Raw genomic sequence first — 20,189 nt, forward strand, 5'->3', positions numbered from 1 at the left:
GGCGGGAAAGGCCCGATCACTCTGGCGACCCCGCCCGCCACGCCGGGCCCGTTCCTTGGCCTGCCCAAGCGCAGCCAGCAGGGCGAGCTGGAAACCACGGTGAAGGGCTATTACCGCGATGTGGCGGTGGTGGCCTATCGCGCCCCCGCCGGTGAGGTGGTGTTGAAGCCCGTCATCACCAGCAACCAGAGCGGTCTGGCGCTCGACACGCTGACCGATGGTGTGCTCGACAAGGGCGTCACCCTGCGCGATCCCGCGCCCGAGGCGCCCGTCTGGCTGCGTTACGATTTCGGCAAGCCGGTCACGCTTCGCGCTTTCACCTATGCGGGCCCGATGGGCGGGCGCTTTGCCGATGGCCCGGCGGGCCGCATCGAGGCGAGCGAGGATGGCGAGCAATGGCGCGTGCTGCGCACGCTGGTCGGCCCGGCGCATAATGCCGCGCCGGAGCGCACGCTGGCTTTCCCCGCCGCCACGGCGCGCTATTTCCGCGTGACGTTCGAGCGATCGGCCCAGTCGCGCGAACCCTATCCCCATGCGCCGGGCATTGCCCTGGGCGAACTGGCCCCGGTCGCGGGTGGGCGCGTGGATTTCTTCGAGGACAAGGCCGGTTTCGGCGTGCTGCCCGATGCCGACATTCCCGCCAGCCCGGCCAGCGACGGGGCGGGCGCGATCGCGGCGGGGACGGTGCTCGATCTCACCAGCCATCTGCGGCCTGACGGCACGCTGGAATGGACGCCGCCCAAGGGCGCGTGGATCGTGCTCCGCATGGGCTATTCGCCCACCGGCGAGGTCAACCATCCCGCCACGCCCGAGGCCACCGGCCCCGAGGCCGACAAGCTGAACGCCGCCCATGTGCAGGCGCATCTCGATGCCTATATGGCGCCGGTCATCAAGGAATTGGGGCCGCTCGTGGGCGCCAAGGGCCTGCGCTACATGATTACGGACAGCTGGGAAGCCGGCACCGAAAACTGGACCGAAGCCATGCTGGGCGAGTTCCGCAAGCGCCGGGGTTACGATCTGACGCCATGGCTGCCGGTGCTGGCGGGCCGCATCGTGGGCAATGCGACGCAAAGCGATGCCGTGCTGTGGGATTTCCGCCGCACGCTGGCCGATCTGCTGGCCGAGAACCATTATGGCACGATCACCCGCTTCGCCAAATCGCATGGGTTAGGCTATTACGGCGAGGCCGTGGGCGCGGCCATGCCGACCGTGGCCGACGGTATGCTGGCCAAGAGCTACACCGACATTCCAATGGGCGAATTCTGGGCCATGCCTTTCGGCGGCAAGCCGGCGGCCTATCACGGCGTGCTGGCCAATGAATTCCCCGCCGACATCATCGAGACCGCCTCGACCGCGCACACCTATGGCAAGCCGCTGGTGGCGGCGGAATCGCTGACCTCCTCGCAGCCGCAATGGACCTCCACCCCGTGGAGCCTGAAGTGGGTGGCGGACAAATATATGGCGATGGGCGTCAACCGTCTGGTGCTTCACACCTCGCCGCATCAGCCCGACGATACCCACAAGCCGGGGCTGACGCTGGGGCCCTTCGGCCAGGCCTTCACCCGCAACGAGATCTGGGCGCCGATGGCCAAGCCCTGGCTCGATTACCTGTCGCGCGGGTCTTATATGCTCCAGCAGGGCACGCCGGTGGCCGATGTGCTCTATTTCACCGGCGAGGGCGCCACCAGCGGCGTGCCCTATCGCGATGCGGGCACCCCCGCCGATCCGCGCGGCCATGGCTTCGATTATGTGAATGCCGATGCCCTGTTGCGCCTCGCCCGTGTGAAGGACGGGCAGATCGCCTTTGCGGGTGGCGCTTCCTACCGCCTGCTGGTGCTGCCCGATCAGGCCCGATCCATGACTCTGCCGCTGCTGAAGCATGTCGCTGAACTGGTGGATCAGGGGGCCAGCCTGCTGGGTGCCCGCCCTGTCGCCTCGCCCAGCCTTGCGGATGACACGGTCGATAACAGGGCGCAGTTCGAGACGCTGACGGCGCGGCTGTGGGGCGATCTGGACGGCAAGGTGCTGACCCGCCGCGCCGTGGGCAAGGGGCAGGTCTTCAGCGGGTTGAGCGAGGCCGAGGCGCTTGAAGCGCTGGGCGTGGGCAAGGACATGGACTTCGCCAGCGCGGCGCCCGGCATGTATCTGCGTTTCTCTCACCGCCGCCTGCCCGATGGCGATCTCTATTTCCTCACCAACCAGAGCCCTGCGAGCGGCGCGGTCACGGCGCGGCTGCGCGTGGCGGGCCTTGTGCCCGAACTGTGGCATGCCGACACCGGCAAGCGCGAGGCCGTCAGCTATGCCATCCATGACGGTACCACCGATGTGGCCCTGACGCTGGCGCCCTATGAGGCGGTTTTCGTGGTGCTGCGCGGGAAGGCGGCTCGGCAGACGATGACTCTGCCGGTGGTGACGGAGCGTGAGCTGGCCAGCTATGATGCGGGCTGGCAGGTCGATTTCCCGGCGGGCTTTGGCGCGGAGGCCAGGCATCTGGCCCTGCCGAAGCTGGCCTCATGGACAGAGCAGTCCGATCCGGCTTTGCGCTATTTCTCCGGCATCGCCACCTACACGCGGCAGATCGATCTGCCGCGCGGAGACGCCAAGCCGGGGCGGCGCCTGATGCTTGATCTGGGCGAGATCGCCGATCTGGCCGAGGTGCGGATCAATGGCGCGGCTGTCGGCACGGTCTGGAAGAAGCCCTACCGCATCGAGGTCACCGGCCATCTGCGCCCCGGCGCGAACCGGGTGGAGATCAAGGTGGCCAATGTGTGGCGCAACCGTCTGGTGGGTGATCTGCAGCCGGGCGTGAAACCCACCACCTTCACCAGTCAGCCCGCCGGTGGCGGCTTCGCCGCGCTGGGCGGGGTGCTGACGAAGGATACGCCGCTGCTGCCGTCCGGCTTGCTCGCCCCCGTGCGCGTGCTGGCTCTGGATGCGGTCGGTGTCGAACAATAAACGCTAAGCATGCGCGCGTGATCGCGGGATGGTCGCGCGCGCCCGCTTACCAAGGCCAGTCCTGAGGAAAACCCTGCCCGGCCAGCCATGCCGGAACGTGGGCCGCTGGCGCAAAGGCGCGGTTCGGATCGGCCAGATTGTGGATGCGCCTTAATTTGTCCGGCCTGCCCTGGATGATCGCCGCCATCGCCACGGTTTGATACCGGTCGCACACAATAGCGCCCAGACCGATGGCGAGCGCCCGCCGCCCTTCGTCAATATCGTAATGCGGCCATGACACGGGCATGGTCAAAGGGTCTTGAAACCACCGCTGCTCGATGCCGATGTCTTTGGCCATGGCATGAAGTTCCACCAGATCGGGCGAGAACATGTGGCACATCCTCCGCCCACGCAAAGCGTGGATGGCGCTGTCGACATAGACACTCATGCTGCTACCGGTGATTGCACTGTCAGTCCCACACATCTGGTCTGGCGGCTGGAGGTCCAAGCATGTCCCAGCATCCATCGGTGATCGCCGCGTTCAACCGGCTTGAGGTGCCCGACGATCGGCGAAGGCTGATCATCGAGCGCCACAGCGAAGCGCACCGCCGCTATCATACGCTCCGTCACATCGACCTTATGCTTCGTCAAGTCCCGGCCGATCACGCCTGCACGCCCGAGATGATGGTTGCGACGCTCTTCCACGACATCGTCTATGAGCCGACCCGCTCCGACAATGAAGAGCTGTCGCTGGCCATGTTCCAGTCTGTCGCGGATGGTCTTACGCCGTCGATGCCGCTTGACAGGCAGCTGGTTTCCGACATGATCCTCGCGACCAGGAGCCATCATTTCCGGGAAGGCGATGCGGCGAAAGACGATGCGATCAACCTTCTCCTGAAGGCCGATCTGAGCATCCTCTGGCATCCCGATCCGGAGGTTTATGCATGGTATGCAGCCGGGGTTCGCCAGGAGTATGCCTTTGTGCCGGAGGACGCGTTTCGCGCGGCACGGGCAAAAATATTGCTGCAGCTTCGCGATGACCTGCTCGGCAGCGAGCAACTGACCGAGGCGGAAGCAAAGGTTCTGGCCTTCAATGTGGCGTGGGAGTTGCGCCAGGATTGAAGCGCAGGGGTTTCGCCGGAGGAGGCAAGTCTTCAGGCTAGGCCCCGCCCGGGCGTCGCAACCAGTCGATTGCGCGGATGCCCCGCTTGCCATGACTGCGGTCGAGCTGGACGATGACATCGATCATCGCGCGCGCATAATCCAGCGTGTCGCGCCGATCGAGGCCCAGTCCCGCCTGCATGGTCATCAACACCAGCTGCTCCAGCGCGCCCGCAGGCGAACTTGCGTGAATGGTCGAGAAGGAACCGGGATGCCCGGTGTTGATCGCCCGCAGAAAGCTCACCGTCTCGCGCCCGCGCAACTCGCCCACCACGATCCGGTCGGGGCGCAGCCGCAGCGATGCCTGCAGCAGATCGTCGGTGGTCACCTGCGCCTCGCCCATCTCGCCCTTCACGGCGACAAGACCCAGCGCATTGGGATGGCGCAGGCGGATTTCGGGCGTGTCCTCGATCAGCACCACCCGCTCCTCGACCGGCACCACACCCAGCAAGGCATTGAGGAAGGTGGTCTTGCCGCTCGATGTTCCGCCCGAAACCAGAATGGTCCATTTCTCGCGGACGGCGCGCTCCAGAAAGGCGACCGGATTTTCGTCGGGGTCGGGGATGTCGACGGGCTCGGGCGCGCGCGCCAGAGGGCCGTGATCGTAAGCCGAGAGCGGCAATTCGACCATGCGATGGCGGCGGATCGCCATCGCCCAATGCGCTCTGGTGGCCGAAGGGGCGACGAATTGCACGCGCGCACCATCGGGCAGCACCGCGCCCAGCAGCGGCTGCTCGCGGTTGATGCCCTGATGGCTGATGCGGGCGATCTGCTCGGCCAGACGCTGCAGATGCCGGTCGCTGACATCGGGCACGGCATGGCGGATCATTCCGTGCCCGGCCTGTTCGATCCAGACCTCGCCGGGGCGATTGACCAGAATTTCGGTCACATCCTCCTGCGCCAGCCAGCGCCGGAAGGGCGCCAGATAGGAATCCAGATAAACGCCGCCTGAGTCCGCCTGAACCATCACGGCTTGCGGCCCGGGGCATCCACGGGCGAGAAATCGAGATCGCGCGCCAGAAACACCCGGATCGGCGACCCGGCGGGCACCTTGATCGTCGGGGGGATCTGCCCGTCATGCTGGGTCGCCACCGCAGCGGCGCTGTTGCCGGTGGAAAGCACCACGGCATTGTTCGATGTGCTGGCCAGCCCCGTCAGCACCGAGAGCACCACCGCCGAGCCATAGCGTTCGAGATAGTGGTTGTAGACCTTACCGGTGACCCCTGCCTGACCGCCGAAATCGACGCCGGGCGATCCCAGCTGCACGGAGACGCCATCGGGCCGCAGCAGCCGCGACCAGATGACATAGGCCCGCTTCTGCCCCGTGGCGATGCCCGACTTATATTGGCCGATCAGCCGCGAATAGCGCGGGATCAGCACCTTCCTGCCATCGAAACCGCGCACATCCTGCGTCACCAGCGCGCGCGCATAGCCGGGCAGATCGGAATTGAGCGCCGTTTCCAGCACCGCCGAGATCAGCGTGCCCTGCGTGATCGTGTTCGAGGGATTGCCCAGCTTCTCGGCCACCGCGGTATCGACGCTGCTGGTGGCCTTGGCGAGGAAATCGTCCATGTCATCGCTTTTGCCCTTCTCCTTGCCGTCACCGGTCTTGGCGGCAGGGGCTGCCGGGGCGGTGGTTGTCGACACCTGCCCGTCATAGACCAGCGCGGGCGACGCGGCCCCGGCGATCGCCACGGCCGAAACAGGCGGCGTGGCCGAGGCAGCGGGAAGGGGCGCCGGCATGGGCACGGGCGTGAAGGTGGGGGGTGGCGGGGCGGCGGGCGCGGTGGGTGCGGGGGCTGGCGCTGCCGTCTCCACCACCGGCATGGCCCGTCCATGGCTGAGCGACATGAAGGTGATGCCGCCCAGCAGCACGGCGCCCAGCCCCCCCAGCGCCAGACCCATCGTATCGGAGCCTTTCCGGCTCTGGGCCACGATGGGGAAGGCGTTATGGCTGGCGGCGGCCAGCGCCTCGCCATCGAGCTGCTGGCGCGGATCGCCCTCACCGCCCGGCGCCGTCAGCGCGGGGCCGCGCGGGCTGTCAGAAGAACGGGAGGGGCTCATGGCTTCGTTCCGGTGTCAGCGGGCGGGGGGGCCTCACCGGCGGGCGGCAGCGCGCCATCGGTCTGCACCGGGAAGGGTTTGGCCCATTCGCGCCCCTGTTCGTCCCGCGCGGATTTGTGCTTGCGGTCTGAGGGAGTCCTGCCATCCGGCTGCAGCCTTGCCGAGGCCGACAGGGTCGCGGTCTGCTTGCCTTTGCGCAGCGTGATGTGCGCTGGCAACCCGTCGATGACGATATAGTCGCCATCGATCCGGTAGTTGAGCGGGCCATCCCCGGCGGTGGCATCGTGGCTCAGGATGGCGGGCGGCTCCACGCCCTTGGGCCAGCTGAGCCAGACCGCTTGCCCGTCATCGAAGACGCGCGCGGGCCACAGGCTGCGATAGCCGGTCATCAGCCAGTCGAAATGCAGGTCGGCGGGGCTCTTTTCGGGCGGGCCGCCGGCCTGGGCCACTTCGGCCTCGACCGGCGTGAGGGCGGGCGGCGGCGGGGGCGGCGGATCGGGCGGATAGGAAAATTGCAGCAGGTAAACCCCCGGCTCACGCGGGCGCGCGACCAGATCGAACAGATAGGTCCGCCGGTCGGTGATCACGGTCATGTTCGTATGGCTGGCGGGCTTCATCGGCTTCACGAAGACCAGCGAGGCGCGCTTGTTGGGCGTCACCTGCCATTCGGTCGAATCGCCCACGGCGATGTTTTCGATATGCTCGTCGGCGCGGAAGGTGATGGTGGTCTCGATGCCTGTGTGGCCATGCACGGTGAAGACCCGTGCCGGATCGTAGAAACGCTCCATGATGCGCGTCTCTCTTGCCTGCGCGGGCGCGGTCAGGCCGCACGTCAGCGCGGCCAGCAGGGCGATCCGGTGGAAGGCATTCGGAAGCGGGAACACGGTCACAGGCGGCCCTTGGAAAGATGGGAGGCATCGGGGCGGGGACGAAAGCGGCTGCCGATGCCCTGCAGACGCCGATCGCCGGGGCCCGTGGCTGCGGAGGCAGTGTCCGGCATCAGCCCCTGAACGATGGCGCGGGCGCGTTCCGGCTGCGTGCGGCTCTCGGCGGGTTGCGTCGCCGGATCGCCGCCCGATGCGCGCAGCCCGGCCATCATCGCCCGCACCCTTGGATTGGCGCTGGCCGCTGCCGTGCGCGTCGCGTCATGGCCCGCCGTATCCATCATCAGCGTGGAGGCCAGCGGCGCGGGCGCTGTGGTCGGCATCGGCTCGCGTGCGCCAAAAGGCAGGCGCCAGCCCGCCACGATCAGCCCCGCCGTGCGGCCCAGCAGCAGCATCAGCGCCACATAGACGCAGGCCGAGAGGAACAGCATCGTGGCCCCGCGCGTCGATTCCTCGGTGGAGGAGAGCAGCGCATCGCGGATCAGCGGCGCGATCATCGTCAGCATCGCCCCGCCCACCAGCACCGTGAGCAAGGGCACCAGCGCGCTGGCCACGGTGGCTTTCAGCCAGCCTTCGAACAGGCCGCGCGTGGCGGGGAACAGCGCCAGCACGATGAACACCGGCCCCAGCGCCATCAGCACCGCCAGCACGATCTTGGCCGTCACCATCACCCCCACCGTGCCGACCAGCAACATCAGCCCCGAAATCCACAGCATCCCCTGCGGCGAGAGAAAGGACACGCTTTGCGAAGCGCCATTGCCCAGCGCCTGAGGCGCGGCGACGGCATTGGCGGCGCTTTGATGGGTGGCGTCGGCGATGGCGGAAAAGATGATCTCGATCTTGTTGGCGAAGTCCAGCGTGGCGGAACCATGGGTGCCGGCAATGACGCTGGCGATCTGGTCGGGCGCGCCGACCGCCAGCTGCCACACCACATTCTGATAGGCGAGCCAGGAGGTGGCGAAGGTGATCACCAGAGCGATGGTCATCATGCGCGGCGTCAGCGCGGCAAGGCTGAGGCGGCTACGTCCGGTCAGCAGCCCCCAGCCGAAAAAGCCGACATACAGCGTGAGCATCGCCGTCAGCGCCGGGGCGAGCGCGCCATGCTGGGCGAACAGGCGCGAGAAGGCGGTGGCCGCGCCCTGACCCGTCGCGCAATCGAGCGCGCGCAGGGTCAGCGCCAGATTGGCGCCATCGAGCTGGATGACCGGGCAGCCGTTCATTCCGCCGCCGCCGCATGGAGGATGGGTTCGCCTTCCGCGCCGGGCCATTTCGTGCCGGTCAGGGCCTCGAACCAGGCCGGGGGGGCATCGCCCAGTTCCGCGCGCAGCCTATCGAGCCGCCGCACGCTGGCCTCGCGGCCCGAGAGAACGGTCAGCACATCGCCTTGTCCGCCCAGATCGAGCCGCGCCACCACCGAATGATTGGCATGGCGGATCAGAAAACAGCGGCTGTGCGCGGGCAATTGCCGCACCAGCTCCAGCTCATGCGCGGAGAGGCCGAAACCCTCGCAATAATCCTCGGGCCGCGCGCGCGGGTTGGGGGTGAAGATCATTGTCGCGGTCTGCTCGACGATGGCGCTGGCGATGCGGCTGTCGAGCGCATCGCGCGCCGATTGCGTGGCGAAGCCGACCAGCGCATTGCGCTTGCGCAGGGTTTTGAGCCAATCGCGGATGCGCGCGGCGAAGACCGGATCGTCCAGCGCCTTCCAGCCCTCGTCGATCAGCACCATGGTGGGGGCGCCATCCAGTCGCTCGTCGATGCGATGGAACAGGTAGAGCATGGTGGGCGTGCGCAGCACCGGGCTGTCGAGCAGCGCGGTCATGTCAAAGCCCAGCGTGCTTGCGTCCAGATCGAGCGCGTCGGTGGCGTTGTCGAACAGCCAGGCATGCTCGCCATCGCCGATCCACGGGTCGAGGCGCGAGGGCAGGTCTCCGGGCTGGGGCCGCCGCGCGCCGCCCAGCAGCTCGCGGAAATGGCGCAGGCGGCGAAAGGCGGGATCGGCCTCCATACAGGCATCGACGGCCTGGGCGAGCGTGGCCAGCTCTTCCGGTCCCGAGGCCGCCAGCATCACGCCGAGCCAGTCGCGCAGAAAGGCGCGGTTGACCGCCGTATCGGGCAGGGCGAGGGGATTGAAGCCGGTGGGTTCGCCCGGCTGCATCCGCGCATAATGCCCCCCCACCGCGCGGAGAAAAATTTCCGCGCCGCGATCCTTGTCGAAGAAGACGGTGCGAGGGCTGAATTTCTGCGCCTGGGCGGCCAGAAAGTTGAGCACCACCGTCTTGCCGCTGCCCGAAGGGCCGATGACGGTGAAATTGCCGAGGTCGCCCTCATGGAAGTTGAAGAAATAGGGGGTGGCGCTGGTCGTTTCGAAGACGGTGACCGCCGGTCCCCAGTGATTGCCATCGGGCCGCCCGAAAGGCATGCCGTGCAGCGAGAGGAAGCCCGCCGCATTGGCGGTGGAGATCAGCGCGCGGCGCACCAGATAGCTCTCATTGCCGGGGAACTGGCCCCAGAAGGAAGGCTCGGTGTTCACATCCTCGCGCACCGCGATGGCGCCCAGATCGGCCAGCGCCGCGCCCGCCGCCGCCGCCGCGCGGTCGAGATCGGGCAGCGTGCCGGCGCGGACCATCAGCGAGAGGTGATGGTCGCCAAAGCCCACCTGCCCCGCGCCCAGCGCATCGCGCGCCGCGAGCATCTCGCGCCTTTCGGCCCCGGCCTCCTCGTCCGCCGAGCGCAGGCGGCGGATGGCCAGATCGATGCGTTCGCGCGCCACCTGCCGGTCGGTGGGGGCGAAGCTTTCGGTCAGCACCAGCTCGTGCGGCAGGCGCAGGATGTTGTCGATCAGGCCGGCGCGCGTGCTGTCGGGATACTCCTTCACCGCCAGCATGGTGGCGTAGCTGCGCCCGGCGGGCTGCGCGACTTCGATGGCGTCGAGGCCGAAGGAAACCCGCGCATAGGGCAAATGATGGCCAAGGTCGGTGCCCTCGGGCGGCACGGCCACCGGGCGCATCTCGCCATTGTAAAGCGCCGAGAGGGTTTCGAGCGGTTCGGAGCACAGCGTGCCGCGCGCATTCCGGTAATGGCCCAGAACCCGTGCGCCATAAGGTTCGAGCGCCGCGATCAGCGCCGCCACCGCCGCATCGAGCGCCCTGCGGTCGGCGGGATCGGGCTCGGTCCGCTGGCCCGACAGGCGCCGTCTGATCCGCTCGGGCCAGCCGGTCTTGCCGCGCGCCGGGCGGCGCAGGACCGTCAGCACCTGCTCGTTGACGAAGAGGCGCCGCGTGGCCAGCCTTTCCTGCCAGCGGTTGTGCAGCATGTCGGCGAAAGCGGGCATCTCCGCCTCGTCGAGCGAGACATGGACGCGCCGCCGCAGTACATGGTGATAGACCACGAAACGCGCATCCAGCGCCGAGCGTAGCATGGTCTCACGCACGCCCAGATGATGGTCGAGCGCCTCGTCATCCTCGGTCTCGAAGGGCAGGCCGGGCACCTGGATCATCGCCATCATCGCCCCGTCGCGCAGGCGCAGCGTCGATGGGTCGAGATGGGCGGCATAGGGCAGGCGGTCGCCCGCCCGCGCCTCTTTCGGGCCCCAGGCGGCGGGGCCGCGCCATGTTGCGGTCTTCTTCATGGCGCGTAGCTGTTGCAACCCCATCGCGTCCAGTTGCGCACGCGCGGACAGCGGCTGACCTTCGCCAGCCACAGGTCAAACACGCGCGGTTCGCGCAGGCAGGCGATATAGCCCGCGCCATGCACCACCAGGGCCACGGGCAAGGCCCAGAAGCTGTGAGAGATCAGAAAAGCCTCGGTGGTGACCGCCATGTTGATGACGAAGAAGCTGTAGGTGACGCCGCCGAACATCTGTGGCCGGGTGAGCGCGCGAAAGATCGGGGCCCGGTTCATGCGCTCAATGCGCCGCCTGGGCGGTGCTCTGAATGCCCGAAACGATGGCGCTGGCGCCAAACAGGATGAAGCAGCCGATGATCACCGTCGCGCCGAAGCGCCAGTTCATCCGGCCTGTCAGCATCATGAAGCCGACCATTGCCACGGCGATCACCGCCACGGCTGTCGCCACATTGCCCAGCAGCGTGCCCTGCAGCCAGCCCATCGCGGCCACGATCGGCCCCGAACCGGCCGGATTGGCGCCCACGGCTTGCGCGAAAGCGGGGGAGGCCGACAGCAGGCTGACCGGCAGGGCGAACAGCGCGGAGCGAAGGCGTGAAACAAGGCGCTGGTTCATTGTGTAAATCCTGTGTCGATGATGCCTGTTTCAGGCGTTGCCATGGCGAGAGCGGTTCCGGCGGGGGAGGGCGTGCCCGTCATCCGCTGCAGAATGCTGGAAACATAGGCGCGGGTTTCGGCGATCTGCGGTATGCCGCCACGGCGCAGCACCCGCCTGGCCCCGGCATTGTAGGCGGCGAGCGCCAGATCGGTATGGCCGCCGAACCGGTCGAGCATGAGGCGCAGATAATGCGCGCCGCCATCCAGATTGGCCCGCGGATCGCGCGGATCGACGGCCAGCTGGCGGGCGGTGGCGGGCATCAGCTGGGCCAGACCGATCGCACCTTTCGGGCTGACGGCCCCGACATGCCAGCGGCTTTCCTGCCAGACCAGCGCGGCCAGCAGATGCGGGCTGACGCCGTAACGGGCGGCGGATGCCTCAAGGGGGGCACGCAGGGCCTCGGGCACGGCACTGGCATGTGACAGGGGGCGGCTGCTGATGCCGGGCGCCTCAAGGGCTTTTGCCAGCGGATGGTGGGAAGCATGGTCGCGGACCACCCAGGAGACGGCGGCGGTGTCGCCGCGTTCGCGGATGGCGCCATCCTCCCCGATCTCGATCACGCCGGCATGGGCCATGGTTGCAGCAAAGGCGGGGATCGTCGCGCATATCATCGCGATGGCAACCCTCGAAAGTCTCGATCCGAAGCTCAAGATCACCCTCCGCAACGCTCATGGGCATTGGCCAATGGCTCTTCCCGCCCATGCGGTCTTTTAATGACAATTTAATGTCACCTGCCGGGGCGGGCCAAAGGGTGGAGCATGCCGAATTCCGGTGCAAAGTCATTGATGCAGGAAGAAATGTTTGCCTAATTTCTTTTGTAATAAAAAGGTCATACCTGCGTCATCTTGCAGTGCTGGATAGCCCGGAGCGCTGCTGGGGCAGCTACCAGAATTTTTGTCGGCTGATTGGCGACGGGGCATTTCATTCCCGGTGCGCCGCATATCTTTGTGGAGGCAGTGAATGACTCGTAAGAACATCCTTCTGGCCAACGCCGCTCTTCTTCTGGGCGCCAGCCTGCTGCTGGCGTCCTGCAACGACGATCCCAAGAATACGTCGACAGGCACCACCATCACGGCGAGCAACAGCCCGCAGAATGCGCTGACTACGGTCACGCCGATCAAGCATCTGGTGGTGATCTATGGCGAAAACCAGAGCTTCGACCATTATTTCGGCACCTATCCCCAGTCGATGAACCCTTCGGGCGAGCCGACGCAGGCCTGGGCGACCCCCGCGAACAAGGCCTATCCCAACAATTATCTGGCCCAGCCCTCGCTGCTCAACGCCAATCCCAACATGGCGAACGCCAAGAATCAGAGCCTTGGCTATCAGGCCAGCTACCTCAACCCGTTCCGCATCGACCGCGCGCAGTTCAACGTCTCGAGTCAGAACCACGCCTATCTGCCCGAGCAGCAGGCCAGCGACAACGGCCTGATGGACGCCTTCCCCTACTACACGGGCAGCGCCAGCTCGCTCAACACCTCAGGCCAGTTCGGCACCAAGGCGCAGGTTCTGGGCTATTTCGACGGCAACACCGTCACCGCCATGTGGAATTACGCCCAGAATTACGCGATGAGCGACAATGCCTGGACCGAGACCTTTGGCCCCTCGACGCCCGGCGCGATCGAGGCCATCGCGGGCCAGAACAATGGCGCCGTCACCTCGACGGGCGCGGCCATCTCCAGCAATGTCATCGCCGACGGACAGGGCGGCTTCTCCGCGACCGGCGACGCCGATCCCACGGGCGACACCTGCTCAAGCAAGACCGGCGCCACCTTCAAGATGACCGGCCAGAACATCGGCGATCTGCTGAATGCGGCAGGCATCACCTGGGGCGGCTTCATGGGCGGCTTCGACCTGACCGCAACCAACGCCAATGGCTCGACCGGCTGCACCCGTTCCACGGTCTCGCCCAACACCGGCCTCAATCCGGGCAATGATTACAGCCCGCATCACGCCTGGTTCCAGTATTACGCCAGCACGGCCAACCTGCTGCATACCCGCCCCAGCGCGACCTCGATGATCGGCTACACCGACCCCACGCTGGATGCCGCCGGTTCCACCACGCCGGTTCACCACCAATATGACTACAATGACTTCATCACGTCGGTCAGCGCGGGCAATTTCCCCTCGGTCAGCTACATCAAGGCACCCTATTTCCAGGACGCGCATCCGGGCAATTCGAACCCGCTCGATGAGCAGGCCTTTGTCACCACGCTCATCAACTTCCTGATGCAGCAGCCCGACTGGCAGAACACCGCCGTCATCATCGCCTATGACGACTCGGACGGCTGGTACGATCATCAGTCGCCCACCATCACCACCTCGTCCTCCGACGCGACCTATGACGCCTACACCTCGGCAGGTCAGTGCGGCGCGACCACCGTCGCCCGGGGCGTGAACGCCGCCGGCGCCTCGGTCAACGGCCGTTGCGGCCCCGGTTCGCGCACGCCTTTCATGGTGATCTCGCCCTATGCGCGCCAGAACTACATCGACAGCAATCTGATCACCCAGTCCTCGATCGTGCGTTTCATCGAGGACAACTGGCTGGGCGGCAAGCGTCTGGGCAATGGTTCGCATGATGCGACGGCGGGCGATATCCGCAGCCTGTTCGACTTCACCTCGGCGCCGCGCACCGGGAAAATGCTGCTGAACACCGGCACGGGCGTGAAGAGCAGCTGATCGCGCCTCTTCCCCTTCCATGACGATCGTCTCCCGCCGGCCGCAAGTCGGCGGGAGATCTCTTTTTCGAGCGGTGCGATGAGCGTTTCCGAGCCTGATTCCCTGTCCCGAACCGATGCCTCGCCCAACGGCGGGCTTGCGCTCAAGACGCGCCGCCCCTTGCGCATGATCGCCTTTGGCCTTGGCGCGCTCGCTTTGGCCATCTGCGCCGTATTGGGCTTTTTTCTGGCCTTTCCCACGCATGCGCCCGCTTCGCTGGACCGCTGGATCGAGGACACGACCGGGGCCAATCCCAACCCGGTCAAGCTGATGCGGTTGCCGGAGCATCAGCTGAGTCTGCTGGCCCGGATCGGCGAGCAGATGTTTCATGACCCCTCGCTCTCGGCTTCGGGCAGGCAATCCTGCGCGAGTTGCCACGACCCTGAGCGGGGCTTCGGCCCGCCGGGGAATGGCGATGTGCAGCTTGGCGGCCCCAACCTCGACCGGCAGGGGCTGCGGCCTCCGCCGAGTCTGGCCTATCTCTATCGCCAGACAGGGTTCGGCATCGGCCCGTCAGCGGGCGATACGGATGCGCCCATCCCGCTGGACCAGCTCGCCGCGAAGGCCAGGGACATGGCCAGGCCGGTGAAGAGTGCCGCCGCGCCCGGACAGGTGGCGATGGTGCCCTCGGGCGGCCTGTTCTGGGACGGGCGCGTCGATTTTCTGATGGATCAGGCGATGGGGCCGATGATGAACCCGGCGGAAATGGCCAACAAGGACCGTTTCGCTGTCGGTGACAAGCTGCGTCACACCGCCTATCTCAGCAAGCTGCAGGCGCTGTTCGGCAAGCAGGTCATCAATCGGCCGGAAATGCTGTTCATCGAGGCGATGTCAGCGCTGTCGGCCTATCAGATCGAATCCGCCGCCTTCCACCGGTTCAACAGCAAATATGATGCCTGGCTGGAAGGGAAGGAACGGCTGAGCCCGTCCGAAATGCGCGGATTGCGCCTGTTCAACGATCCGGCCAAGGGCAATTGCGCCGCCTGCCACCTGAGCCAGCCGAGCCGCGACGGCATCCCACCGATCTTCACCGATACGGAATATGAGGCATTGGGCGTGCCGCGCAACATGCGGCTGGCCGTCAATCGCGATCCCGATTTCCACGATCTGGGCCTTTGCGGCCCGATCCGAAAGGATCTGGCCAAGCAGACGCAATATTGCGGCATGTTCCTGACCCCGAGCTTGCGGAACAGCGCAAAGCGCGGCGTCTATTTCCACAATGGCCTCTATCACAGCCTGCGCGAGGTGCTCGATTTCTACAATCTGCGCGCGGCCCAGCCCGAAAAGATCTATCCGCGCGATGCGCAAGGGCATCTGATGATCGCCAACGATCTGCCGGCGGACTATCACGCCAACATCGATACAAGCGATGCGCCCTTCACGCAGAAGCGCGGTGACAGACCGCCGCTCACCGATGCCGATATCGGCGATATCATTGCTTTCCTGGGGGCGTTGAACGATCGTTAGTGGCCCGAACCGGCAGATTGCCGGCATGTCAGCCATTGCCGGGGCAAGCCCGGCAACATAGCCTTGCTTCTCACCATGCGCAGCGACGGCGACGTGGGCTCATCCTTGTCAGCAGGCGTCCACCGGCGGCAATCGATCACCGGCTGCGCTCATGAAGGGCCGCCACCGTGTCGAGAAAACCTTGCGGGTCATCAAGCCGGAACTCCCCGCTGATCCGCAGGACGCCGAGGGCGGGATCCTTGAGCACGATCGGCCTGGCCAGATAGCGATTGTACTGCGCGACGATCTCCGCCACCGGCACGTCATCGGCGCTGACCATGCCCGATTGCCAAAGGGTTTGCCGCCCCGCGTCGAGGGTGGAGATGGTCTGCTGCCCGCCGCTCAGCGTCAGACGGTTGCCGGGATTCATATCGGTGGAGGCGTTGCCACGCGTCACGCGCACCTTGCCCTCGACCAGCGTCACCGTGGTCATATCGACCGCCTGCCGGATTTCGAAATGGGTGCCGATATCGCTGACCGTCATATCCCCGACCTTCACCGCGAAGGGATGATTTTCGTCATGATGGACATTGAAAAAGGCCCGTCCATAATCGAGCCGCGCCAGCCGCCCATCGCGGCTGACATGCAGTTGCGTATGGCTGTCGAGCGTGATGTGCGTGCCATCGGCCAGGCCGACATCGCGCGGCAGGCTCTGGCCATTGGCGATCACCTGTCCATCATCCGCCGGGGCCGCAGTCTGGGCCGGGCGCCAGATCAGCCCCAGCGCCACCACCGCGACCAGCGTGGCGGCCAGAGAGGCCATCACCGGCACGCGCCAGCGCGGGGGCGCCGCCGTTTCCACCGGAGCCTGCGCCTCAAGCCGGGCCAGCGCCTGCTCCCGCATCGCCTTGATCGCCGGATGCTCCGCCACGCCATCCAGATCGCGCCAGACGTCGCTCACCTGCGTCAGGGCAGCGGTGTCCTCGGGCGTGTCCGGGGCAGCGGCATCCCTCCGCGCTGCGACAAAGCGGGCAAGGGCGCGGTCACGCGCGTCATCGTCCTGCGGGCCTGCCGGTGTCACGCCTTCTCATCCATCAGCAGCTTGAGCGCCTTCATGATGTGCTTTTCGACCGCACTCACCGAGATGTTCATCCTCATTGCAATCTCGCCATAGCCGATGTTCTCGAAACGGTGGAGGACGAATATGTCACGCGTACGCTCGGGCATGTCGCCTAGGCGCGCGATGATCCTCTCCACCGCCTCTTCCCCCATCAGGACGCGTTCCGGCGTGATCCACTCAACGGGATGATGCATATCCTCCAAAGTTTCGTGGCGGGCCTCCTGCCGGGTGGCGGCGCGGCGGGCCCGGTCGGTCAGCACGCTTTGCGCGGTCTGGAACAGATAGGCGGGGATGTTGTCGATCTGGCCGCTGGCCAGATGGCGGTGACTGCGCAGCCAGACATCCTGCACCGCATCGTCCACATCGACCGGATTGCGCAGCCGCCGCCCGAAAAACGCGCGTAGGGCCCCCATCTGGCGCTCGAAACCGCTGGTTATGATGCTTCCTGTCGCCACCCTCGTCCCCCGAGGTCCTCCGTCGATTGCCTGCTGTTCAGGCCTTTTAGCTTTTGGCACTGTTGGCGGCCCATGCGTTTTTTGACCACCCGATCCTTTTTGCTGCGCGGCATGCTTGCCGCGGCGATGATCGGTGGGAGCGGATGGCATGCTTCCCTCGCGCTGGCCGGGGGGCAGAGCGCGTCGCTCCGGATCGATGGCGGCTCTCTGGCCGATGCCCTGCGGTATATCGCGCGCGAGACGGAGAGCACGATCCTTTTCACCCCGGCGCTGGTGGCGGGGCGAAGCGCCGGGCGCCAGCAGCTAAAAGGCGACGCGCCGGCGATGCTGCGCCACCTTCTGGCGGGCACCGGGCTGCAGGTGCGGATCATCAGTGCCCATGCCTTGTTGATCGAAGCCGCACCCTTGCGTCCGCCGCATGCGCCTGTTCACCCTTTGCCGCCCGCCATCATCGCCTCGGGCGATATCATGGTGACGGCGATGCGCCGCCCCACGCCTCTGGCCGACACGCCGGTCAGCATGATCGCGGTGACCGGCGATGAACTGGAGCGCAGCCGCGCCACCGGCATGCAGGCGCTGGCCACACTGGCCCCCAGCCTGACGTTGACAGCGATGGGGGCGGGCATGAACCGCCTGTCCCTGCGCGGGGTCTATGCCGCCGGGGAGCCGACTGTGGGGCTCTATTACGGCACTGTGCCGGTGGCCGGGCCCGGCGGGTCGACCACCGATCCCGGCCTGATGACGCCCGATCTGATGCTGGTGGACATCGATCGCGTCGAGGTGCTGCGCGGGCCGCAGGGCACGCTGTTCGGCACCAATTCGCTGGCGGGCACGGTGCGCATCCTGTTCAAGGCGCCCGATCTGGCCAGGCGCGAGGGCGTGGTGACGGCCTCCACCGCGCTGACCGAGGGCGGCGGCCCCGGCGGCTCCCTGACAGCGGTGGCCAACATCCCCTTGCTGACCGACCGGCTGGCTCTGCGCGCCGTGGCGTGGCGCGAGACCAAAGGAGGGGTGATCGACAACCCCGGCCTCCATCGCTCGAACATCGACCGCCAGACCCGCAGCGGAGGGCGGCTGGCGCTGCGCTGGCAGGCCGCACCGCAATGGCGGTTCGATCTGACGGGCGCCTATCAGGCGGGCCGCATCGCGGATGCAGCCAACGCCACGGTCGGCGCCGGGCTGGACCGGACTCTGGCGCAGGCCCGCATTCCCTTCACCGATCGCCTGTGGCTGGGCAGTGCGGAGGTCAACGGCACGATCGGGGCGCTTCAGTTCAATCTGTCACTGGCGCATTTCGATTGGGCGCCGGATCGGCGGCTGGACTTTTCGGCCTCGGAAAACAGCCATCGCGGGGATGAGGCGGCCTGCGCCGCATGGGTCCATCAGGGCGCCTGTTCCGCGCAGGAGAGGGGGGCCTTTGCCTCTTATGTCGACAGCCAGACGCCCGCCGTGCTGGAGCAGCCCTTCACCGTGCGGGTGGACAGCGCGGAAATGCGCCTGTCGGGCAGCGGGCCGCTGACATGGCTGGCCGGCGCTTTCCTGAGCCGCCGCCATGATGCGGGCAGCAGCACCGCCTTGCCGGTCGCTGCGGACAGCGGGCTGGTGTTGGCAGGAACCCCGCCCACCGCCACGCGCAGCTTTGCAACCAGCCTCGATGAATTCGCCCTGTTCGGCGATGGCAGCTGGCATTTGCGGCCCTGGCTGACGCTTTCCGCAGGAGGGCGCTATTTCGATTATCGGCGGGAGGCCGCCGGACTGGTGGCGATCCCCAATCCGATCACCGGGCCCTTTGCCGCCACCTCCTTTCAGGAGACCTATCGTGCCGACGGGGCGGTGGGCCGTGCGCGGATCGAGTTGCGCCCCCATCAGCGCCTGCTGATCTTTGGCCAGATATCGAGCGGCTTTCGTCCCGGGGGGATCAATGTGGTGCCGGGGCTCGATCCGGCGCTGGCAGCCTATCGCGACGACCGCCTGACCAGCTGGGAAGGGGGAGGGCGTCTGCGCCTTCATGGCGACCGGTTGCGCATCGATGTCGCGGCCTATCGCCAGCTGTGGTCGCGGATGCAGTATGCGGCGAGCACCACGGATGGCGCCTATTCCTTTATCACCAACATTGGCAGCGCGCGGATCGATGGCGGCGAGGTGTCGCTCAACTGGCAGCCGGGGCGGCATGTGCTGGCGCGGCTGGATGCCACGCTGACCGATGCGCGGCTGGCCAGCGATCAGGTCAATGCCATTGCCGCCACCCCTGGCAAACGCGGCGACCGGCTGCCCAATGTGGCGCCGCTGGCGGCCAGTTTCGAACTCGCTTACGATCACCCGTTGTCGCGCGATCTGGTGCTGCTGGCCTCGCTGAACGCTCATTATGCCGGACGCTCCTATGACAGTTTTCGCGGCAGCGCGGACGGCCCGCGTCAGGCGATGGGCGACAATGCCACGCTGGATGTGGATCTGGGCCTGCGCCGGGGCCACGCGCAGATCGACCTGTTCGTGCAGAATCTGGCCGACAGCCGCGCCATCGTCTGGATCGGTCGCGGGCTGAGCACGGACTCGCTCCAGCGCGCCCGCCCGCGCGGCATCGGGCTGTCTTTGCGCCATAATTTCTGACGTTTCGGGCGCTTCCGGAAAAATTTGCAAAAAATTTGTCATGCGCGGTGAGGGGCTGTGTTGCGCCCGCGTCATGGGTCCGGGCGGCCGGGGAAGGATGCCGCCACGGGAGGGATGACCGACAGGTCAGGTGACAAAAGACATAGGGGACCCCATCGTGACAAGAACAGCTTCTCGCCTTGCGCGCCTTCTGCGCGGCGGCATGACGGGCGCGGGCCTGCTGAGCGGCGCCATGCTGCTGAGCGCCTCGGCCAGCGCTCAGGACACCGCACCGCCTGCTGGCGATGCGCAGCCCACGGTTCCCGGTGATATCGTGGTGACGGCGCTGCATCGCGCCTCCACCGTGCAGTCCACGCCGCTCAGCATCGCCGCGCTTTCGGGCGATACGCTGGCCAAGACCGGCGCGACCCAGCTGGCCGACTATTTCCGTCAGGTGCCCAATCTCAACGTTACCTCCGCGCAGGGCGGGTCGAGCCGCATCAGCATTCGCGGCGTGAATGCGGCAGGCGAGGCCACCG

The 20,189-nt window shown here is 66.7% G+C and carries 18 protein-coding genes; 7 read left to right on the top strand and 11 right to left on the bottom strand.

What is annotated here, in order from left to right:
* Positions 1-2,955, top strand: a 2,955-nt coding sequence (locus tag SR3_RS27610; protein WP_068093706.1) for a glycosyl hydrolase, incomplete at its 5' end; no start/stop codon positions are given.
* Between the two features lie 46 nt (positions 2,956-3,001).
* Here SR3_RS27610 and SR3_RS30970 read toward each other — a convergent pair.
* Complete coding sequence (locus tag SR3_RS30970; RefSeq protein WP_157099162.1) at positions 3,002-3,460, bottom strand: DUF4031 domain-containing protein; 459 nt, start codon at positions 3,458-3,460, stop codon at positions 3,002-3,004.
* Here SR3_RS30970 and SR3_RS27620 point away from each other — a divergent pair.
* Entirely contained in the window at positions 3,445-4,056 is a 612-nt protein-coding gene (locus tag SR3_RS27620; RefSeq protein WP_157099163.1) for an HD domain-containing protein, read from the top strand. The genes SR3_RS30970 and SR3_RS27620 overlap by 16 nt on opposite strands.
* Before the next feature lie 37 nt (positions 4,057-4,093).
* On the opposite strand, the gene virB11 is transcribed toward SR3_RS27620, so the two are convergent.
* From virB11 to SR3_RS27660, 8 genes are read right to left on the bottom strand one after another with little or no spacing between them, the layout of a single operon-like run.
* A complete protein-coding gene (virB11, locus tag SR3_RS27625; RefSeq protein WP_068093717.1) occupies positions 4,094-5,062 on the bottom strand; it encodes a P-type DNA transfer ATPase VirB11 in 969 nt (322 codons plus the stop codon).
* Entirely contained in the window at positions 5,062-6,159 is a 1,098-nt protein-coding gene (locus tag SR3_RS27630; RefSeq protein ID WP_068093718.1) for a TrbI/VirB10 family protein, read from the bottom strand. The genes virB11 and SR3_RS27630 overlap by 1 nt, the downstream gene beginning before the upstream one ends.
* Positions 6,156-7,043: a TrbG/VirB9 family P-type conjugative transfer protein gene (locus SR3_RS27635; RefSeq protein ID WP_157099164.1), complete on the bottom strand. Its 888-nt coding sequence runs from the start codon at positions 7,041-7,043 to the stop codon at positions 6,156-6,158. Before SR3_RS27635 ends, SR3_RS27630 begins: the two co-directional genes overlap by 4 nt.
* Before the next feature lie 2 nt (positions 7,044-7,045).
* Positions 7,046-8,263, bottom strand: a complete 1,218-nt coding sequence (locus SR3_RS27640; protein ID WP_068093722.1) for a type IV secretion system protein — start codon at positions 8,261-8,263, stop codon at positions 7,046-7,048.
* Positions 8,260-10,674 carry a VirB4 family type IV secretion/conjugal transfer ATPase gene (locus SR3_RS27645; RefSeq protein WP_068093726.1) on the bottom strand — a complete coding sequence of 805 codons (2,415 nt, stop codon included), beginning with the start codon at positions 10,672-10,674 and terminating at the stop codon, positions 8,260-8,262. Before SR3_RS27645 ends, SR3_RS27640 begins: the two co-directional genes overlap by 4 nt.
* Complete coding sequence (locus tag SR3_RS27650; RefSeq protein WP_068093730.1) at positions 10,671-10,946, bottom strand: type IV secretion system protein VirB3; 276 nt, start codon at positions 10,944-10,946, stop codon at positions 10,671-10,673. Before SR3_RS27650 ends, SR3_RS27645 begins: the two co-directional genes overlap by 4 nt.
* 4 nt (positions 10,947-10,950) lie before the next feature.
* Positions 10,951-11,283, bottom strand: a complete 333-nt coding sequence (locus SR3_RS27655) for a TrbC/VirB2 family protein (protein ID WP_068093738.1) — start codon at positions 11,281-11,283, stop codon at positions 10,951-10,953.
* A complete protein-coding gene (locus SR3_RS27660; RefSeq protein WP_245654132.1) occupies positions 11,280-11,900 on the bottom strand; it encodes a lytic transglycosylase domain-containing protein in 621 nt (206 codons plus the stop codon). Before SR3_RS27660 ends, SR3_RS27655 begins: the two co-directional genes overlap by 4 nt.
* Between SR3_RS27660 and SR3_RS31985 the strand changes: the two genes are divergently transcribed.
* The 3 genes from SR3_RS31985 (at position 11,899) to SR3_RS27670 (ending at position 15,510) form a co-directional block, all read left to right on the top strand.
* Complete coding sequence (locus tag SR3_RS31985) at positions 11,899-12,039, top strand: hypothetical protein (protein ID WP_169805725.1); 141 nt, start codon at positions 11,899-11,901, stop codon at positions 12,037-12,039. The two genes, SR3_RS27660 and SR3_RS31985, sit on opposite strands and share 2 nt — an antisense overlap.
* A gap of 246 nt (positions 12,040-12,285) precedes the next feature.
* Complete coding sequence (locus SR3_RS27665) at positions 12,286-14,004, top strand: phospholipase C (protein WP_068093741.1); 1,719 nt, start codon at positions 12,286-12,288, stop codon at positions 14,002-14,004.
* Positions 14,005-14,082: 78 nt separating this feature from the next.
* On the top strand, positions 14,083-15,510 hold the full coding sequence (locus tag SR3_RS27670) for a cytochrome-c peroxidase (RefSeq protein ID WP_218018897.1): 1,428 nt from the start codon (positions 14,083-14,085) through the stop codon (positions 15,508-15,510).
* A gap of 136 nt (positions 15,511-15,646) precedes the next feature.
* On the opposite strand, the gene SR3_RS27675 is transcribed toward SR3_RS27670, so the two are convergent.
* Positions 15,647-16,570: a FecR family protein gene (locus SR3_RS27675; protein ID WP_068093744.1), complete on the bottom strand. Its 924-nt coding sequence runs from the start codon at positions 16,568-16,570 to the stop codon at positions 15,647-15,649.
* Positions 16,567-17,064, bottom strand: coding sequence for an RNA polymerase sigma factor (locus SR3_RS27680; RefSeq protein WP_245654133.1), 498 nt, complete (start codon positions 17,062-17,064; stop codon positions 16,567-16,569). The genes SR3_RS27675 and SR3_RS27680 overlap by 4 nt, the downstream gene beginning before the upstream one ends.
* A gap of 72 nt (positions 17,065-17,136) precedes the next feature.
* Here SR3_RS27680 and SR3_RS27685 point away from each other — a divergent pair, with 72 nt between their 5' ends.
* The gene (locus tag SR3_RS27685) at positions 17,137-19,671 is read left to right on the top strand and encodes a TonB-dependent receptor domain-containing protein (RefSeq protein WP_068093752.1); all 2,535 of its coding nucleotides are present in this window, start codon (positions 17,137-17,139) and stop codon (positions 19,669-19,671) included.
* Positions 19,672-19,828: 157 nt separating this feature from the next.
* On the top strand, positions 19,829-20,189 hold a 361-nt coding region (locus tag SR3_RS27690; RefSeq protein ID WP_245654134.1), incomplete at its 3' end, for a TonB-dependent receptor plug domain-containing protein.

Origin of the sequence: Novosphingobium rosa NBRC 15208 (assembly GCF_001598555.1) — a bacterium.
GTDB lineage: Bacteria > Pseudomonadota > Alphaproteobacteria > Sphingomonadales > Sphingomonadaceae > Novosphingobium > Novosphingobium rosa.

Bases quoted from the DNA above. Each gene is read 5' to 3' on its own strand.
- SR3_RS27620 (WP_157099163.1), top strand. From the start codon at position 3,445: ATGTCCCAGCATCCATCGGTGATCGCCGCGTTCAACCGGCTTGAGGTG.
- SR3_RS27640 (WP_068093722.1), bottom strand. From the start codon at position 8,263: ATGAACGGCTGCCCGGTCATCCAGCTCGATGGCGCCAATCTGGCGCTG.
- SR3_RS27655 (WP_068093738.1), bottom strand. From the start codon at position 11,283: ATGAACCAGCGCCTTGTTTCACGCCTTCGCTCCGCGCTGTTCGCCCTG.
- SR3_RS27685 (WP_068093752.1), top strand. From the start codon at position 17,137: ATGCGTTTTTTGACCACCCGATCCTTTTTGCTGCGCGGCATGCTTGCC.
- SR3_RS27630 (WP_068093718.1), bottom strand. From the start codon at position 6,159: ATGAGCCCCTCCCGTTCTTCTGACAGCCCGCGCGGCCCCGCGCTGACG.
- SR3_RS30970 (WP_157099162.1), bottom strand. From the start codon at position 3,460: ATGGATGCTGGGACATGCTTGGACCTCCAGCCGCCAGACCAGATGTGT.
- SR3_RS27650 (WP_068093730.1), bottom strand. From the start codon at position 10,946: ATGAACCGGGCCCCGATCTTTCGCGCGCTCACCCGGCCACAGATGTTC.
- SR3_RS27665 (WP_068093741.1), top strand. From the start codon at position 12,286: ATGACTCGTAAGAACATCCTTCTGGCCAACGCCGCTCTTCTTCTGGGC.
- SR3_RS27670 (WP_218018897.1), top strand. From the start codon at position 14,083: ATGAGCGTTTCCGAGCCTGATTCCCTGTCCCGAACCGATGCCTCGCCC.
- SR3_RS31985 (WP_169805725.1), top strand. From the start codon at position 11,899: ATGGTTGCAGCAAAGGCGGGGATCGTCGCGCATATCATCGCGATGGCA.
- virB11 (WP_068093717.1), bottom strand. From the start codon at position 5,062: ATGGTTCAGGCGGACTCAGGCGGCGTTTATCTGGATTCCTATCTGGCG.
- SR3_RS27645 (WP_068093726.1), bottom strand. From the start codon at position 10,674: ATGAAGAAGACCGCAACATGGCGCGGCCCCGCCGCCTGGGGCCCGAAA.
- SR3_RS27660 (WP_245654132.1), bottom strand. From the start codon at position 11,900: ATGGCCCATGCCGGCGTGATCGAGATCGGGGAGGATGGCGCCATCCGC.